The organism is Variovorax durovernensis (assembly GCF_977011995.1).
Window position 1 is genome coordinate 164,172 of the sequence record NZ_CDRNCW010000002.1, and the last position, 17,361, is coordinate 181,532.

Consider the following 17,361-nt stretch of genomic DNA (forward strand, 5'->3'; position numbering starts at 1 on the left):
CATAAAATGGAACTACAAGGAATGACCATGAACCACGAGGTGACGGCCGCCGTGCCGCCGCGCGACGACGCCCATGCCACCCACCCGTCTTCGGAACTGCACCCGAAGGCGCTGGCGCCCGCCAACCTGATCCTCACCGTGGTGCTGAGCGTGTTCGGCGCCATCGTCGGCATCCAGATGCTGGCGAGCCTGGGCATCACGCCGAGCACTTCGCTGATCGGTGCGCTTGCGGCCATGACGCTGGCGCGCGTGCCGCTCGCCATGTTCCGGGGCTTCCGCTCGGTGCATGCACAGAACCTCGCGCAGACCAGCATCTCGTCGGCCACTTTCGGCGCGGCCAACAGCCTGTTCCTGCCCATCGGCATTCCGTTCCTGTTCGGGCTGCCGGACATGGTGGTGCCGATGCTCGTCGGCGTGAGCCTGGCGATGCTGCTCGACGCCTGGCTGCTGTACCGCATGTTCGACACGCCCGCGTTCCCGGCCAGCAACCCTTGGCCGCTGGGCATCGCGGCGGCCGAGGCCATCAAGGCGGGCGACGGCGGCGGCAAGCAGGCCTGGCTGCTGCTGGGCGGGCTGGCCACGGGCGTGGCGGGGGCGGTGTTCAAGCTGCCGATGTCGGCCTTCGGCGTGGCGCTGATCGGGGGGCTGGGCGCGATGATCGCCTTCGGTGTCGGGCTGCTGGTGCGCGGCTATTCGACGCCGCTGTTCGGGCTGGACATCGGCGCGCTCCATGTGCCGCACGGCATGATGATCGGCGCAGGCATCGTGGCGCTGGCGCAGGTGGGGCGCGTGGTGCTCGGCAGGCGCGGCGCCGCGCCCGGCGCCCCGGTCTCGCAGGAAGCGCGCGGCGCCACCGCGCTCGGCCGCTCGCTGCGCCTGGGCGGTGCGGGCTACCTCGCCATCATGGTGCTGCTGGCCGTGGGCACCGGCGTGTACACCGGCATGTCGCCCGGCATGCTCGTTTGCTTCGTCATCTACGGTACCTTCGCGGCCTTCGTGCACGAGCTGATCGTGGGCATCGCGGCCATGCACTCGGGCTGGTTCCCGGCCTTCGCGGTGGCGCTGATCTCGCTGCTGATCGGCATCCTGATCGGCTTTCCGCCCGAGGCGCTGGTGGTGCTGGCGGGCTTTTCCGCAGCCACGGGCCCCGCCTTCGCCGACATGGGCTACGACCTGAAGGCCGGGCACCTGCTGCGCGGCGAAACATCGGGCACGCCCTTCGAGACCGAGGGCCGGCGCGAGCAGATGATCGCGGGCATGGTGGGCTTCGCCGTGGCGATCGTGGTCGTGGCATGCAGCTACAAGCTGTTCTTCGCCAATCACCAGACCGCGCCCATCAATGCGGCCTACGTGGCCGCCATCAAGGCCGGCATCTCCGGCGACACCGCGCGCAATCTTGCGCTGTGGGCCGTGCCCGGCGCGCTGCTGCAGATCCTGGGCGGCGCACGCCAGCAACTGGGCGTGCTGTTCGCCACCGGGCTGCTCATCGCGAGCCCGATGGCCGGCTGGATGGTCGCCGCCGGCATCGCCTGTCGCCTGCTGGTTCACCGGGTGCTCGGCGCCACGGCACGCGAGAAGCTCGAAGTGTTCGCGGGCGGCGTGATCGCCGGCGATGCGCTCTACAGCTTCTTCTCAGGCGTCGTGAAGAGCCTGCGCAAGTAGCGCCGCGCGCCTTTCCTTTCTTCCCTTTCACTACTCAGGAACAACGAATCCATGAAACGCAATCTGACAAGCGACGACCTCCGCGCGGCCATCTGGGGCGGCGCCATCCTCGGCGGCGGTGGCGGCGGGCTGATCGAATCCGGCGAGCGCGCCGCCCGCCTGGCGCTGCAGGTCGGCACGCCGCAGCTGTGGAGCGTCGACGAGTTCGACCATTCGGCGCTCACCGCCACCATGGCGCTGGTCGGCGCCCCGGCCGCGCCCGACCCGCACGTGCAGCCCGCGCATCTGCTTCGAACGCTGGAACTTCTGCGCCGCGAGCTGCCCGCGGGCCAGAAGCTGGTCGGCCTGCATGCCAACGAGAACGGCGCCGAGACCACCGTCAACGGCTGGTTCCATGCGGCCATGAGCGGCCTGCCCGTGATCGACCTCGCCTGCAACGGCCGGGCCCATCCGTCGAGCGTGATGGGTGCGCTGGGCCTGCACACCGAGCCCGACTACCTCTCGGTGCAGGCCTACTCGGGCGGCGAGCCGCATCGCTACGTGGAAGGCGTGGTGTCGGGCCGCCTGGAGCAGACCTCCGCCGTGGTGCGCCGCGCTTCCGTCGAGGCCGGCGGCCTCGTGGCGGTGGCGCGCAACCCGGTCAACGTCGGCTATGCCCGCCAGCACGGTGCGCCGGGTGCCATCAGCCAGGCGATCGCGCTGGGCCAGACCTATCTCGACGGCGGCGTCGATGCCGTGGCCCGCGCGCTGGAAGGGCGCATCGTGGCCGAAGGCGAGGTGCTCACCTACCGCTGCGAACAGCAGGAAGGGCTGGACGTGGGCATCGTCGAACTCGACGACGCGGCGCGCACCACGCTGCGCTTCATCAACGAATACATGCTGCTGGAGCAGGGCGGCAAGCGCATCGCGCGCTTCCCCGACCTCGTGATGACCTTCTCGGAAGACGGCAAGCCGGTGGTGTCGGCCCATGTGCGCCGGGGTGCAAAGCTGCGCGTGCTGGTCGCGCCGCGCGCGCGGCTGCTGCTCTCTCGCACGATGTTCATGCCGGAGCTGTACCGCCCGCTGGAAAAGTCGCTGGGCGAGGCCTTCGCGCCTGAAGAGGCGCTGGCCTGACCCGTTCAACCCTCGAGGAGAAGCCAACATGACCCTGCGCGTGCGATGGATCCGTACGGTCGACAACGACACCTACAACGAGCGCTTTGCCCGTGAATTCGCCGAAGTGAAGAACCCCGGCACCGAGGTCGAGGTGGTGTCGCTGCGAAACCCCTCGGTGCGGCACCACGTCGAGTACCAGAGCTACGAGGCGCTGCTGGGCGCCGACATCGTGCGGGTGGTGCGCGATGCGGCCGTGAAGAAGTTCGACGCCGTGGTGCTGGGCTGCTTCTACGACCCGGTGCTGGTCGAGGCGCGCGAGATCTCGGCGGAAACGGTGGTGGTCGCGCCGTGCCAGGCCTCCTTCGAGGTGGCTTCGAACCTGGCGCAGAAGGTGTCGGTCATCGTCGGGCGCCGCAAGTGGGTGCCGCGCATCGAGTCGCGGGTGCGCGAGTACGGCCACGGCCATCTGCTGGCTTCCTGCCGTGCGCTGCAGCTGGGCGTGGAAGACTTCCAGCGCGACCGCGACGAGACGGTGCGCCGCATGGTCGAGCAGGGCCGCCGTGCCATCGAGGAAGACGGCGCCGAGGCGCTCATCCTCGGCTGCACCCTGGAGTTCGGCTTCTACAGGCAGTTGCAGGACGTGTTGGGCGTGCCCGTCATCGATTCGGCGCTGGCGGCTTTCAAGCGTGCCGAGGCGCTGGCCGATACGAAGCAGCGCTTCGGCTGGAAGCCCAGCCGCGTCGGCGGTTGCGAGCCGCCGCCGGAGGCCGAAGAGCTGATGGCCTGGAATGTCTTCGACCCGTCGCAGGTGCCCATCGCGTCGCCTTTCAGCGCCTGACCGACGCCGAAGAAAAACGCCCCGCCGCGGATCACCGCGGCGGGGCGTCTTCCATGGACGGAAAACCGTCTTACTTCAGTGCAGTCGTCGCGTTCGCCACTGCCAGCGCCGTCATGTTGACGATGCGCCTCACGGTCGACGTGGGCGTCAGCACGTGCGCCGAACCCGCCGCGCCCAGCAGGATCGGGCCGACCGTGATGCCGTTGGCGCCGGTCATCTTCAGCACGTTGTAGAGGATGTGCGCCGAGTCCAGGTTCGGGCACACCAGCAGGTTGGCTTCGCCGGTGAGCGTGGTCTCGGGCAGGGCGGTGCGGCGGATCTCTTCCGACAGTGCCGAGTCGCCGTGCATCTCGCCGTCGCACTCGATGTCGGGTGCCATCTGCGCGAACAGGTCGCGCGCCAGGCGCATCTTGCGTGCCGAGCCGCGGCTGGAGGTGCCGTAGTTCGAGTGCGAGAGGAAGGCCACCTTCGGCGGCAGGCCGAAGCGGCGCACTTCCTCGGCCGCCATCATGGCGATGCTGGCCAGCAGCTCGGCGCTCGGGTCTTCGTTCACGTTGGTGTCGGTGATGAAGACGGTGCGCTTTTCCAGCGTGAGCGCGTTCAGCGTCGCGAAGCCCGGCGCGCCGCGCTTCAGGCCGATCAGGTTGCGGATGTGCTCCAGATGCACGTCGAAGCGCCCGACCAGGCCGCAGATCATGGCGTCGGCATCGCCCAGGTGCAGCATCAGCGCGGCGATGATGGTGTTGGAGCGGCGCACCATGGTCTTGGCGGCCTCGGGCGTGACGCCGCGGCGGCCCATGAGCTTGTGGAAGCTCTCCCAGTAGATGCGAAAGCGCGGATCGTCCTCGGGGTCGACGACTTCCACGTCGGTGCCCACGCGGATGTGCAGCCCGGCCTTCTTGATGCGGGCCTCGATCACCGCGGGGCGGCCGACCAGGATCGGCTGTGCCAGGCCTTCGTCGACGGCCAGCTGGGCGGCGCGCAGCACGCGCTCGTCCTCGCCCTCGGCATACGCCACGCGCTTGGCGGCGGCGATCTTGGCGGCGCTGAACACCGGGCGCATGAACATGCCAGTCTGGTAGACGAAGCGCGTCAGGTGCTGGCGGTAGGCGTCCATGTCCTCGATCGGGCGCGCGGCCACGCCCGAAGCGGCCGCCGCCTTGGCCACGGCCGGCGCGATGCGCAGGATCAGGCGCGAGTCGAAGGGCTTGGGAATGATGTAGTCGGGGCCGAAGGCCAGCTCCTGGCCGGCGTAGGCGGTGGCCACCTCTTCGCTGATGTCGGCCTTGGTCAGGTCGGCGATCTCGCGCACGCAGGCCAGCTTCATTTCTTCCGTGATCTTGCTGGCGCCGCAATCGAGCGCGCCGCGGAAGATGTAGGGGAAGCACAGCACGTTGTTGACTTGGTTCGGGTAGTCCGAACGGCCGGTGGCGATGATGCAGTCCGGCCGCACGGCCTTGGCCAGCTCGGGGCGAATTTCAGGCTCGGGGTTGGCCAGCGCCAGGATGATGGGTTGCGTGCCCATGGTCTTGACCATCTCGGCCGTCATCACGCCCGGGGCAGAGCAGCCCAGGAACACATCGGCGTCCTTCACCACGTCGGCCAGGGTGCGGGCGCCGGTGTCTTTCTGGGCGTAGCGGGCCTTGGATTCGTCGAAACCGCCCGCGCGGCCCATGTAGATCAGGCCCTTGGAGTCGCAGGCGTAGATGTTGGCGGGCTTGGCGCCCAGGCCCACCATCACGTCGAGGCAGGCGATGGCGGCTGCGCCGGCGCCCGAGACGGCGATCTTCACTTCCTCGATCTTCTTGCCGACCAGCTCCAGGCCGTTGAGAAGTGCTGCGGCCGAAATGATGGCCGTGCCGTGCTGGTCGTCGTGGAACACCGGGATGTTCATGCGCTCGCGCAGCTTCTTCTCGATGTAGAAGCACTCGGGCGCCTTGATGTCCTCGAGGTTGATGCCGCCCAGCGTGGGCTCCAGCGCCGCGATGATGTCGACCAGCTTGTCGGGGTCGTTCTCGGCCAGCTCGATGTCGAACACGTCGATGCCGGCGAATTTCTTGAACAGGCAGCCCTTGCCTTCCATCACCGGCTTGGAGGCCAGCGGGCCGATGTTGCCCAGGCCCAGCACGGCCGTGCCGTTGGTGATGACGCCCACCAGGTTGCCCCGGGCCGTGAATTCAGCCGCCAGCGACGGGTCGGCCGCGATGTCGAGACAGGGATAGGCCACGCCCGGCGAATACGCCAGCGACAGGTCGCGCTGGTTCAGCAGGGGCTTGGTCGGGGTGATCGAGATCTTGCCCTTGACGGGTGAGCGGTGGTACTCGCGCGCTGCCTCGCGAAGTGCTTCTTCTGCAGGGGAAAGGGGTGCAGCCATGAAAGTCTCCTTGTTTCTGACGGGCAATGAGGCTACCGCAAAAGCGCGGCTTGTTCTTACAGGGGGAATGCCGAAAACGCCTGGATCCATATCTTCCGGTGGATAAGGCCGGGCGGGCGGTTCGCTAAACTGTGCAACTGTTAACTGGCGTTAACCAGCGGCATAACCACAACGAGGGGCAAGAGCGTATGACACCCGGACCTTTCACAAGCACCGACCCGGACGTCGTTGTCATCGGCGGCGGCCCTTCAGGCTCGACCGTGGCAGCCCTGCTGGCCGACAAGGGCCACGACGTGGTGCTGATCGAGAAAGCCCAGCATCCGCGCTTTCACATCGGCGAGTCGCTGCTGCCGATGAACATGCCGCTGTTCGACCGCCTGGGGGTGCGCACCGAGGTCGAGGCGATCGGCCTGCGCAAGCACGGCGCCGAGTTCGTCTCGCCCTGGCACGACCACAGCAGCCATTTCGACTTCGGCCAGGCGATGGACAAGAGTTTTCCCTACGCCGTGCACGTGCGCCGCTCGGAGTTCGATGAGCTGCTGTTCCGCCATGCCGGCAACCGGGGCGCGCGCACCTTCGAGGGGCAGCGCGTCACGGGCGTGGACATGGACGCGGGCAAGGGCACGCCCGACAACCGCCCGCTGGTGAAGGTCAAGGCCGACGACGGCACCGAAACCAGCTGGCGCCCGCGCTTCGTGATCGATGCGAGCGGGCGCGACACACTGCTGTCGAACCAGTTCGACGCCAAGCAGCGCAACCGAAAGCATGCGAGTGCCGCGCTCTATGGGCACTTTGCCAACGCCGAGCGCCGGCCCGGCCGTTTCGAGGGCAACATCTCGCTGTTCTGGTTCGACCATGGCTGGTTCTGGTACATCCCGCTGAAAGACGGCACGGTGAGCGTGGGCGCGGTGGCGTCGCCGGCCTACTTCAAGCGCCGCAAGGGTTCGCTCGAAGAGTTCCTGATGGAGACCATCGCGCTGGCACCCAAGCTGGCGGCGCGGCTGAAGAACGCCACGCTGATGGAAGGCGCCACCTCCACCGGCAACTACGCCTACGACTCGAAGTTCTGCCGCGGCGACCGCTTCATGATGGTCGGCGACGCCTATGCCTTCGTCGACCCGATGTTCTCGTCGGGCGTGTACCTGGCGATGAACAGCGGCTTCGAGGCCGCCAACGCGGCCGACCACTGGCTCAAGGGCGAGGCGAAGGAAGCCGAGCGTGCCTTCCGCCACTACGAGAAGGTCATGAAGCGCGGGCCGAAGATGTTCTCGTGGTTCATCTACCGCATCACCTCGCCGGCCATTCGCCGCCTGTTCATGGCGCCGCGCAACATCTGGCGCATGCAGGAGGCGTTGCTTTCCATCCTGGCGGGCGACCTGTTCCGCGACACGCCCATCGGGCCGCGCTTCTGGGGCTTCAAGGTCACGTACTACGCGTCGTGCCTCGGCATCCTGCCGCAGGCCGTGAAGACCTGGGCATGGCGCCGGCGCAACTTGAAAGAGTCTCTCGACGCGGCGAAGACCTGATCTCGTTTTAGGCGCAGCGAGAGTTTTGTTCGGGGCGCGCTCACGCCGACGGGTACTCTGCTCCGCGAATGCCCCCCGGACCCCGACAGCCCCTCAGTCCGGCGAGACAGTGTGCTGAGCGAGCGCTTCGAGCGCCTTGACCAACGCCGAGTGGTCCAGCTGGCCATAGCCCAGCGCCGCGCATGCGTTCATGAGCTGCGCCGCATTGGCAGTCTGCGGCAAAGAGACGCCCAAAGAGCGCGCGCTCTGCATCGCCAAATTCAGGTCCTTCTGGTGCAGCGAAATGCGGAACCCCGGCGCGAATGTGCGCTTGATCATCCGCTCGCCGTGCACTTCGAGAATGCGCGAGCTCGCAAAGCCGCCCATCAGCGCTTGCCGCACCTTGGCCGGATCGGCGCCGGCCTTCGAGGCGAACACCAGCGCCTCGCTCACGGCTGCGATGTTCAGCGCCACGATGATCTGGTTGGCCACCTTGCAGACCTGGCCGTCACCAGCGCCGCCCACCAGCGTCACGTTCTTGCCCATCTTGTCGAGCAGCGGCTTCACGCGGCCGAAGGTGCCCTCGTCGCCGCCGCACATGATGGTGAGGCTCGCGGCCTTGGCGCCCACTTCGCCGCCGGAAACCGGTGCGTCGATGTAGCCGGCGCCCAGCGCCGTGATGCGGCGCGCGAAGTCTTTCGTCGCGATCGGGTCGATGGAGCTGCAGTCCACCACGATCTTGCCGTGCGAGTCCTTCAGGCCGGCGGCCACGCCCTCCTTGCCGGGCTCGCCGAACAGCACCTTCTCCACGTCGGGCGTGTCGGGCACCATGATGAAGATGATGTCGGCCTGGCGCGCCACCTCGGCGCCCGAGGCGCAGATGGTGGCCTTCGACACGAAGGGCTCCGGCGTGTTGCCGTGCGTGTTCACGAACAGCTGGTGGCCGGCATCGAGCAGGTGGCCCGCCATGGGCGCACCCATGATGCCGAGACCGATGAATCCGATTTTCTGTTGGGTTGCCATGTCTGTGTTTCCTTGTCTGTCCGGTGCTTATTGCTTTTGCGTGAGTGCCTCGCGCCAGCCGAGGCCATTGACGGTGTCGGTGCGGGGCTTGTATTCGCAGCCGATCCAGCCGTCGTAGCCGAGCGAGTCGATGTGCTGGAACAGCCACGGGTAGTTGATCTCGCCCGTGCCCGGCTCGCCGCGACCGGGGTTGTCGGCCAGCTGGATGTGGCCGATCTGGGCCAGGTGCTTGGAGAGCGTGTTGCCGAGTTCGCCTTCCATGCGCTGTGCGTGATAGATGTCGTACTGCACCCGCAGGTTGGACGAGCCCACCGCCTCGATCAGCGCCAGCGCCTTGTCGGTGCGCGTGAGGAAGAAGCCCGGAATGTCGAAGCTGTTGATCGGCTCGATCAGCAGGCGCAGGCCCGCGGCCTCCAGCTCGCGCGCGGCCAGTCGCAGGTTGTCGATCACGGTGCGGTTGACGGCGTTGATGTCGGCGCCCGGCGGCACTTTGCCGATCAGGCAGTTGACCTGCGGGCAGCCTAGCGCTGTCGCGTAGTCGATGGCCATCGCGATGCCTTCGGCAAACTCGCCGGTGCGCTCCGGATGGCAGGCGATGCCGCGCTCGCCCTTGTCCCAGTCGCCGGCAGGCAGGTTGTGCAGCACCTGCTGCAGGCCGTTGGCGCGCAAGGCGGCGGCCAGTTCCTTCTTCTCGAAGGCATAGGGGAACAGGTACTCCACGCCCTTGAAGCCCGCCTTGGCGGCGGCTTCGAAGCGTTGCATGAAGGGCAACTCGGTGAAGAGCATCGTGAGGTTGGCTGCGAATTTGGGCATGTGCAAGGTCTCCTCAATCCAGCATTGCCACGGCAAGGGCCGTGGGTGCATCGGCCGTGTTCTCGGCCAGCGGTTCGAATTCATTGATGGCGTCGATCTCGGTGCCCATCGCGATGTTGGTCACGCGCTCCAGCATCACCTCGATCACCACGGGCACCTGGAACTCGGCCATGAGCGCTTCGGCGCGCTCGATGGCGGGTGCCATCTCTTCCTGCCTGCGCACGCGGATCGCCTTGCAGCCCAGGCCCTCGACCACCTTCATGTGGTCCACGCCGTAGCTGCGCTCGATGCCGCTGTCGGCCGATGCGTTGATGTTGTCGAACGCGAGCTGCACGCAGTAGTCCATCTCGAAGCCACGCTGCGCCTGGCGGATCAGCCCGAGGTAGGAGTTGTTGACCACGATGTGCAGGTAGGGCAGCTTGAACTGCGCGCCCACGGCCAGCTCTTCGATCATGAACTGGAAGTCGTAGTCGCCCGAGAGCGCGACGATCTTGCGTGCCGGGTCGGCGGCACGCACGCCGAGCGCGGCGGGAATGGTCCAGCCCAGCGGGCCGGCCTGGCCGCAGTTGATCCAGTGGCGTGGGTTGTACACGTGCAGGAACTGCGCGGCCGCGATCTGCGACAGGCCGATGGTGCTCACGTAGCAAGTGTCGCGGTCCAGGTGGTTGTTCATGCACTGGTACACGCGCTGCGGCTTCATCGGCACGTCGTCGAAATTGGTCTTGCGCAGCATGGTCTTCTTGCGCTCGCGGCATTCGCCGGCCCAGGCGCCGCGGCTCGGCAGCTTTCCGGCGGCCTTCATCTCCTCGGCCACCTGCACGAACAGTTCGAGCGCGGCCTTGGCGTCGGACACGATGCCGAAGTCGGGCGTGAACACGCGGCCGATCTGCGTGGGCTCGATGTCCACGTGCACGAAGGTGCGGCCCTTGGTGTAGACGTCGACCGAGCCGGTGTGCCGGTTGGCCCAGCGGTTGCCGATGCCCAGCACGAAGTCGCTGGCCAGCATGGTCGCGTTGCCGTAGCGGTGGCTGGTCTGCAGGCCGCACATGCCGGCCATCAGCGGATGGTCGTCGGCGATCGCGCCCCATGCCATGAGCGTGGGAATCACCGGCACGCCGGTGGCCTCGGCAAAGCGAACCAGCAGGTCGGCCGCATCGGCATTGATGACGCCGCCGCCGGCCACGATCAGCGGGCGCTCGGCAGCGTTCAGCATGCCGATTGCCTTCTCGATCTGCGCGCGCGTGGCGGCAGGCTTGTACGGTGTGAGCGGTTGGTAGGCGTCGATGTCGAATTCGATCTGCGCCATCTGCACGTCGAAGGGCAGGTCGATCAGCACCGGGCCGGGACGGCCGGAGCGCATCAGGTGGAAGGCCTGCTGAAACACCTGCGGCACCTGGCCGGGCTCGCGCACCGTGACCGACCACTTGGTGACGGGCTTGGAGATCGATTCGATGTCCACCGCCTGGAAGTCCTCCTTGTAGAGCCGCGCGCGCGGTGCCTGGCCGGTGATGCAAAGAATGGGAATGGAGTCGGCCCAGGCCGAGTACAGGCCCGTGATCATGTCGGTGCCCGCCGGGCCCGAAGTGCCGATGCACACGCCGATGTTGCCGGCCACCGCGCGGGTGTAGCCCTCGGCCATGTGCGAGGCGCCCTCGACGTGGCGCGCCAGGATGTGCGCGATGCTGCCGCGCTGGCGCAGCGCCGAGTACAGCGGGTTGATTGCCGCGCCCGGCACGCCGAAGGCCTGCGCCACGCCTTCCTTTTCCATCACCAGAACCGCGGCCTGGACCGCTGTCATCTTTGCCATTTGAATGTCTCCTTGAGGTGGTCCCACTGTAGGAAGCGGGGCGCATTCGAAGAAGACGGCTGCGGGCCATAAAACCTATTCCGCCATGGAATAAGTGACTACCATCCGTCCATGGACAGATTGCTTGCAATGGAAATGTTCGTGCGCGTGGTCGAGACCGGCAGCTTCTCGAAGGCGGCGCGCGAGTTCAACACGACGCAGCCCACCGTGACCAAGCAGGTCGCGGCCACCGAGGCGCGGCTGAAGGTGCGGCTGCTCAACCGCAACACGCGCGGCGTGAGCCTCACCGAGCCCGGTGCGCTGTACTACGAGAAGTGCAAGACCATCGTGCGAGAGGCGGAGGAGGCCGAGAGCATCGTGCAGCTTCGGCAGAACCAGGCGCAGGGACTCTTGCGCGTGGGCACCTCGGTGGCTTTCGGGCGGCGGGTGGTGGTGCCGCTGGCGCTCGAATACATGAGCCGTCATCCGCAGGTGCAGCTCGACCTGAGCTTCGAGGACCGCTACGTGGACCTGATCGCGCAGGGCATCGACGTGGCCATCCGCATGGGCAAGCTGGCCGACTCGTCGCTGGGTGCGCGCTACCTCGGCGCCAACCCGTGGGTCATGGTCGCGTCACCGGCCTACCTGAAGAAGCACGGCACGCCCAAGCGTGCGCAGGACCTGAGCGCGCATGTGGCGCTGATCTACAGCAGCGTGGTGGGCGACGAGTTCTGGCGCATGCACACGCCAAGGGGCGAGCCGGTCACGGTGCCGGTGTCGGGGCGCTTCCGCTCGAACAACCTGTCGGCCGTGCTGGCCGCCGCGAGGGACGGGCTTGGCATCGCGCTGATGCCGCGCTATGTGGCGAGCGAGTCGCTGGCCACCGGCAAGGTGCGTGAGGTGCTTGGGGACCATGCCTTGCCCGAGCAGGAGATCCATGCCGTCTTTCCTTCGCCCAAGCTGGTGCCGGGGAAGGTGTCGGGGTTTGTCGCCTTCCTGCAAGGGCGTTTCGATGAGGGCTGGTGGTCGAGCTGAAGGGTTCGTCCAGGGCGCGTGCACAGGCCACCGGGTACTCCCCTCCGCGAATGTCCCCCGCTTCGCTCCTCCTTTATTTCGCTGCGGGGAGCACCCGGTGCCCTGCGCACGATGGGCGCGGCTGTGAGGTTGGCGGGTTGATCGCTACGGCGGATTGCAGATGGAGTTGCGGGGGCGTACCACTGAGCTTTCGTGAGAGACGGGCGGTGGACAAGCAGAAGTGCGAAGGGCAGGTGTCTCGGTGTTCGCTTCAGACTGCGAGCGGTCGTTCGGGTCGTTCGGGTCGTTTGGGTCGATCGTCACGACCGACTACTTTCGACCATAGCGGCGTCTTCGCGTGGTCGAACATCATGCCGCTTCGAAGCCAGCCTAAGAAAAACAGCCTCCCATCTGGCTTCAGAGCATAGACAACAGTGACGAGTCCTATCTACGGACATGGCGGAAAAGGAGGCCAGTGGGAGAGAGCTTTCTAGCCCGGTCCTCGGCCACGATATTGGTGAACTTGGTCTTGATGTCCTTGAGGTTGGCAAAACCAGCGCTGCCGGCGATGCCGGACGCCACCCCTAGTGCAACGCTGCCAGTTAGGGCGGCCGCCACCGCCAATCCTCCTGTTGCCACGCACTGCGTCACATCAATGCCAAACAGCTTGAGCTTTTTAAGCCTTGCCTCAGCAATTGCTTTTTGGTGGGCGCGAAACGCCTGCTCAAGGTTCTCGACCACTTGATCGGCAGTTCTGAAATAGTTGTCTGGGTTGATGCCGATAAGGTCATGCACGCCGTGCCCAAGGATTGCACGAACCTCTTCAGCAAGTCCTTGTTTGCGGATCTGCAGAACGGTTTCAGGGGGAACGTTGCCCAGCCATTCCAAGTTTTTCCCTGTTTCACTCATCAAAGCCCTGACTACATGCATGCTTGTGCGATCCTTCTCGTCGGCGCTAACAGGAGCGCCCTCGTACTCCAGCATCCAGGTGTAGTGCAGCCATGACGTTTCCGCGTTGATCAGCGGTGTGCCTCCCAAATGTCGTGCATTCCGTTGCGTAGCCACCGCCTGCGGCATTCGGCCAAGACACGCGTTGAAGACGTGATTCCCGGCAACCTTCGGATCCAGACCCGGGAATAGCACATCTTTCATCGCACGTTCAAGCTGGCCCTTGGGTTCGCTTCCCCACTCCGTGTCGAAGATCAGCCGATCTTTCCCTTTCAACTCCGCCAGCACGTTTTCTACGGTGGGGAGGTTCCCGCAGAATTCCTGAAAGTCCTCCACCGACTCGAACTGCCGTCCGAACAGGTAGCCCGCATGCTTGCAGATAAGCGGCTTGCATTCCGCCACGAGGGCAGACCTGCCATCGTCTTCAAAGTCCGAGGGGTTGGGCACAACCAAGGCTAGCGGGGGGGAGATGTCAGCTGTCGCAAGCTCGCGATAGCCCATTGCCGTGAACGTATGCTTAATGAGCATGCTGACGAATTCCTTCGGCGGCATCACATGGAGAAGCGGGGCTATACGCATGATCGGGCAGGGCAGCACGATGGTGTCCACGTAGAGGCCTGCCGTCGAAACGGCGTTCTCCCAATATGCCGGGAACAGATCACCAGCGAATGTCGCCTTCAGTTGCGTGCTGTCTTGTAGGTGATACGCCGCAGCATCTGCGATGGAATTCCAGAACTCCTTTATGACCTGAGCGAGTTCGGGCAGCCCTTTGATGAAGCTCTCCACCAGCTTAGGATCGTTGGAGATCAATCGCCCAGCCTGACCGGGATTGCCTCCGGCCTTGATCATCGGTTCGTAGAAGGCACCGAACTGCTGGAACAGAAAGTCAAAATACGCTGACTGGATGTCGGCGAGGCTCACGGCCTTCTTGGCGTCCTCTCGCTGACGCATGGCGACCATTGCAAGCGTGAAGGCCCGGATGCGACCGTTCACGGTGCGAGGATCGACCTTGCCGTCCGCGCGTAGCCGAATGGCTTCGAAGCTGCGAAAGAAGTCGTCGGCGAGGTGCGCTGCGAAGTGCACTTTCCCTGCCTGAAGCTGCTCCCTAGCCAGGAACACGCGATCCGTGAGATCCTGGATCTCTTCTTCGGAATACTCTCTCATCTGCATCCTCTCTGGTGTCGTAAATACCGGGGAATTTTTCGATCTGCGGCCCGAACATTGTCATTGTCTTCTGCGCCATTTGTTCCCGAGTCCTGCCGCGTCGAGGAACTCGCCGGCACTGACCTTGAATCTGAGAGCCGCCAGACCTGCAGGCGCTCGGCCAACCGGCGCATGAATGTCCAGCGACCGCAATGTGGCCGAGACCGTGAGTTCATCACATGGCCACGACCGACTGGACTCGCTGCAAAGCGGATGCGCGTATCGTCTATCCACGATCAGCATGGAGCGCATGGCTGCCACCGAGCCCTACCCCACGAGCTTCAACTAGGCCGAATCCCCTTCATCACAAAGACTTCAGCCGTCGTACCCCAAAGAGCCCGCTCCCCAAGCGGGCTGCGAAACCCGCAGCCCGCAAACCAGCCGCTAACCGTCGGTCTCACGCGCTCCGCGTCACGCCTTCTCGCTCATCTGAAACAGCTCTCCAGCCTTGCGAGCTAATTCAGCCGCAAGGCAGAGCAGGTTGTCCAGTTGTCGAGGTCCGTCACCGCTGCACCAGTCGATGTCTTCCCCGTGGGAGACCCACAGGAGAGCTTCGAGTTGAGAGAGGGTGTTTTCGAGAAGATCCGCCGGGTCTCGGGCGTTTTCTTCGGAAGCTACCGGCGTGCGAGGCCGGGCTATAGTCTTGGTAGCCATTTTTGTGCGGTTCCTTTAGAGGGGTGAGCACGAACTTGGTTAGACGGTCGGGGTGCTAGTAACACCTCGGCCGTCGCCTTTTGATACCTCGCATCTGCATCGCTGCTTTCGCACCGACGACCTGCCGCGAGGCAAGCAGCCTTCAAACATCTCGGTGGGTTGGTGTGTTGCGCCTTTCTTCTCCCCTTGTTGGGGTAAGGGGTGACAGGGGCATCCACTTTAGGGAAGAACCCGGCGAAGCAGCGATGCCATACGGCATGAAGTCCCGGCGACCGCCAACAAATGCAGCTTCCGCAATGCGCCGCGCGGACCTCGTGGGCCCGTGCCGTGTCAGTCCGCAGCGGCCCTGAACGCTTACGTCGATGGGGTGCCTTGCGCAGCGAAATAAAGGAGGAGCCCGAAGGGCGGGGGACATTCGCGGAGCAAGGTACCCCGTTGGCGTGAGCGCACCCCGAACATCGACGTGCGGCTACAAAAGACCTTAGACAGCCTTCCCTCTTCAGGCCGGCACAAAGGCCCCGTGCAGGCCCAACGGAAGCGCATAGGGCAGCGTAGCCTGCGCCACCGGTCCCGCCGCGAGATGATCAGCCGCGAAGCACGACAGCACCGTCTTCTGCCGACCGAAGTCGAGCACCGTGCCCAGCACCCAGCCCGGCTTCGAGCCGTCGGGAACGAAGACGTGTTCTTCCACCATGGCTTGCGCGCCGTAGCTGAAGCGCTGGCTGCGGCCGGTCTCGACATTGGTGCGCGCGACTGCGCCGAAGCCCGGCAGGTCGGGCCGGATCTGCGTGGCGTGCACCACCTGCCGGTGCCGCAGGCCGACGCGGCGCGGATCGATGCGCGGGAACTCGGCCTCTTGCGCCAGCGCCGCCTGCGTGGCCTTGCCGGTGCCCAGGTTCAGGGTAGCCACGGTCAGGTGCGGATCGGGCCCCCTCACGCGGCGCGCGCGCATCACTTCGCGGTTGGTGGTGAACACCGAGTCGGCGTTGTCCGAGCGCACGTAGTCGACGTGGATCAGCGTGCCGCGCGGCGTGTATTCCTCCCAGGCATTGCCCACGTGGAAGAGGAAGCCGGCCGGCAGTTCGAGCATTTGCCGTCGCTCCCAGTCGTGCTTGTCGACGACCAGCGCCCGCATGCCCAGTTCAGGGCGCCAGACGTGGGCATCGAGAAAGGTCGCGCCGGCATCCTTGCGCTTGCCGTCGTAGACCAGCGGCGGCAGCAGGAACACGAGATGCCGCTCGGTCACCGCGAAGTCGTGGACCATCGGCATGTCGGCCACCGGCACCACGGCAGCGCGGCGCAGCAAGCCTTCTGGCGCAATCTCGTACAGCGCCAGCAGGCCCTGGCCGGAGCTGACGCCGAAGTTCCACACCGTGCCGTCCGGGTCCACCTTGGGATGCGCCGAGAACGGCATGCCCGCAAGGTCGGCGCGCCAGGTCTTCACGCCCAGCGTGTCCAGCGTGCGCGCGTCGATGCGCGTGGCCGAGCCGCCTTCCCACAGCGCCAGCACTTCGCCCTGCAGCGGCAGCACGCTGGTGTTGGCGACGTTGATGCTGTCGGGTGATGTGGGCGGCTCCCCGCCCGGCGGCATGGTGCCGAAGGCCTCGTACAAGCGGCGGCCGGCCCGCGCCTCGGCGACGCGCTTGGGCGTGGCCACATAGCGGCCCTGGTGGCGCACGTCGGTCCCTTCGATCACGAAGCGGTGCACCATGCCGTCGCCATCGAACCAGTGGTGGTAGCGTTCGCCGCCCATGTCGTGGCCGGCCGGTCCGATGCGAAACAGCGTGCCCGCAACGGCGTCGGGAAAGCGCCCGCGCACCGTGGCGCGGGTGAGCGGCAGGTCGTCCGGGGGCGTGGCAAAGCCGGTCTTCCAGGGGGCGCTGGCGGCCTCGAACTGGGCTTGCCAGTTGTCGGTGCCGGCGGCGTGCGCCAATGGCGCGAAGAGGGGCAGGGCGCCGGCCGATGCCAGCAGGCGCAGGAGTTCGCGTCGTTCCATGCCGGGCACCTCAGCGCAGGTGAATGACGGTCTGCAGGTCGGCGTCCACGCGGATCGCGGCCGCCTCGAAGTCGGGTGCCGCGCGGTTGCCCTTGGCATCGTTCGAGAAGCCGTAGCGCTCCGTCGGCATGCCCATGAGGTTGGTGTCGAGCTTGCCGTTGCCGTTCTCGTCGGCAAACGCGCGCAGCGCGTAGCGCCCCGGGGCCAGGCCCGGGAACACGAGCCGGGCCTTGCCCTCGCGCATCGGCGTGGTCTGCGAAGCCACCGGCTTGCTGTCGGCGTAGCCGGCGGCGTCGCTGTACAGCGCGACGTAGAGCGTGGCGTCGGCCGCCGGGCCGTCGGCGACGCTCAGGCTCAGGTCGGCGGCCAGTGCGCCGGCGGGCGCGAGGATGGCGGCGGTGCACAGTGCGCGCACGATCGGGCGGGACAGGAAGGCGGGAAGCTGCATGA

The 17,361-nt window shown here is 66.2% G+C and carries 13 protein-coding genes; 5 read left to right on the forward strand and 8 right to left on the reverse strand.

Annotated features, from left to right (window positions below; all coding sequences use genetic code 11):
* Window positions 1–27: 27 nt before the first annotated feature.
* Genes ACWV14_RS32855 through ACWV14_RS32865 form a run of 3 tightly spaced genes read left to right on the forward strand, consistent with a single transcriptional unit; the run spans window position 28 to window position 3,595 of the window.
* Window positions 28–1,662, forward strand: a complete 1,635-nt coding sequence (locus tag ACWV14_RS32855) for an OPT/YSL family transporter (protein ID WP_454908003.1) — start codon at window positions 28–30, stop codon at window positions 1,660–1,662.
* A gap of 51 nt (window positions 1,663–1,713) precedes the next feature.
* Window positions 1,714–2,775, forward strand: coding sequence for an S-methyl thiohydantoin desulfurase domain-containing protein (locus tag ACWV14_RS32860; RefSeq protein WP_454908004.1), 1,062 nt, complete (start codon window positions 1,714–1,716; stop codon window positions 2,773–2,775).
* A 28-nt stretch (window positions 2,776–2,803) separates the two neighbouring features.
* Complete coding sequence (locus ACWV14_RS32865) at window positions 2,804–3,595, forward strand: aspartate/glutamate racemase family protein (protein ID WP_454908005.1); 792 nt, start codon at window positions 2,804–2,806, stop codon at window positions 3,593–3,595.
* A 70-nt stretch (window positions 3,596–3,665) separates the two neighbouring features.
* Here the strand turns inward: ACWV14_RS32865 and ACWV14_RS32870 are convergent, their stop codons facing one another.
* Window positions 3,666–5,969 (reverse strand): NADP-dependent malic enzyme, encoded by a 2,304-nt coding sequence (locus ACWV14_RS32870; RefSeq protein WP_454908006.1) that lies wholly within the window; start codon window positions 5,967–5,969, stop codon window positions 3,666–3,668.
* A gap of 188 nt (window positions 5,970–6,157) precedes the next feature.
* Here ACWV14_RS32870 and ACWV14_RS32875 point away from each other — a divergent pair, with 188 nt between their 5' ends.
* Window positions 6,158–7,495 (forward strand): NAD(P)/FAD-dependent oxidoreductase, encoded by a 1,338-nt coding sequence (locus ACWV14_RS32875; RefSeq protein WP_454908007.1) that lies wholly within the window; start codon window positions 6,158–6,160, stop codon window positions 7,493–7,495.
* Window positions 7,496–7,588: 93 nt separating this feature from the next.
* On the opposite strand, the gene ACWV14_RS32880 is transcribed toward ACWV14_RS32875, so the two are convergent.
* From ACWV14_RS32880 to gcl, 3 genes are read right to left on the reverse strand one after another with little or no spacing between them, the layout of a single operon-like run.
* Complete coding sequence (locus tag ACWV14_RS32880; RefSeq protein WP_454908008.1) at window positions 7,589–8,497, reverse strand: 2-hydroxy-3-oxopropionate reductase; 909 nt, start codon at window positions 8,495–8,497, stop codon at window positions 7,589–7,591.
* Window positions 8,498–8,524: 27 nt separating this feature from the next.
* Window positions 8,525–9,310: a hydroxypyruvate isomerase gene (gene hyi / locus ACWV14_RS32885; protein WP_454908009.1), complete on the reverse strand. Its 786-nt coding sequence runs from the start codon at window positions 9,308–9,310 to the stop codon at window positions 8,525–8,527.
* Between the two features lie 13 nt (window positions 9,311–9,323).
* Entirely contained in the window at window positions 9,324–11,117 is a 1,794-nt protein-coding gene (gcl, locus tag ACWV14_RS32890) for a glyoxylate carboligase (protein WP_454908010.1), read from the reverse strand.
* Between the two features lie 111 nt (window positions 11,118–11,228).
* Here gcl and ACWV14_RS32895 point away from each other — a divergent pair, with 111 nt between their 5' ends.
* Window positions 11,229–12,131, forward strand: coding sequence for a LysR family transcriptional regulator (locus ACWV14_RS32895; protein WP_454908011.1), 903 nt, complete (start codon window positions 11,229–11,231; stop codon window positions 12,129–12,131).
* Window positions 12,132–12,554: 423 nt separating this feature from the next.
* Here the strand turns inward: ACWV14_RS32895 and ACWV14_RS32900 are convergent, their stop codons facing one another.
* The 4 genes from ACWV14_RS32900 to ACWV14_RS32915 all read right to left on the reverse strand — a co-directional run bounded on the left by ACWV14_RS32900 (window position 12,555) and on the right by ACWV14_RS32915 (window position 17,359).
* Complete coding sequence (locus tag ACWV14_RS32900; RefSeq protein ID WP_454908012.1) at window positions 12,555–14,222, reverse strand: hypothetical protein; 1,668 nt, start codon at window positions 14,220–14,222, stop codon at window positions 12,555–12,557.
* 450 nt (window positions 14,223–14,672) lie between these two features.
* Complete coding sequence (locus ACWV14_RS32905) at window positions 14,673–14,915, reverse strand: hypothetical protein (protein WP_454908013.1); 243 nt, start codon at window positions 14,913–14,915, stop codon at window positions 14,673–14,675.
* Between the two features lie 499 nt (window positions 14,916–15,414).
* The gene (locus ACWV14_RS32910; RefSeq protein ID WP_454908014.1) at window positions 15,415–16,911 is read right to left on the reverse strand and encodes a carotenoid oxygenase family protein; all 1,497 of its coding nucleotides are present in this window, start codon (window positions 16,909–16,911) and stop codon (window positions 15,415–15,417) included.
* A gap of 10 nt (window positions 16,912–16,921) precedes the next feature.
* The gene (locus ACWV14_RS32915) at window positions 16,922–17,359 is read right to left on the reverse strand and encodes a DUF2141 domain-containing protein (RefSeq protein WP_454908015.1); all 438 of its coding nucleotides are present in this window, start codon (window positions 17,357–17,359) and stop codon (window positions 16,922–16,924) included.
* Window positions 17,360–17,361 lie beyond the last annotated feature (2 nt).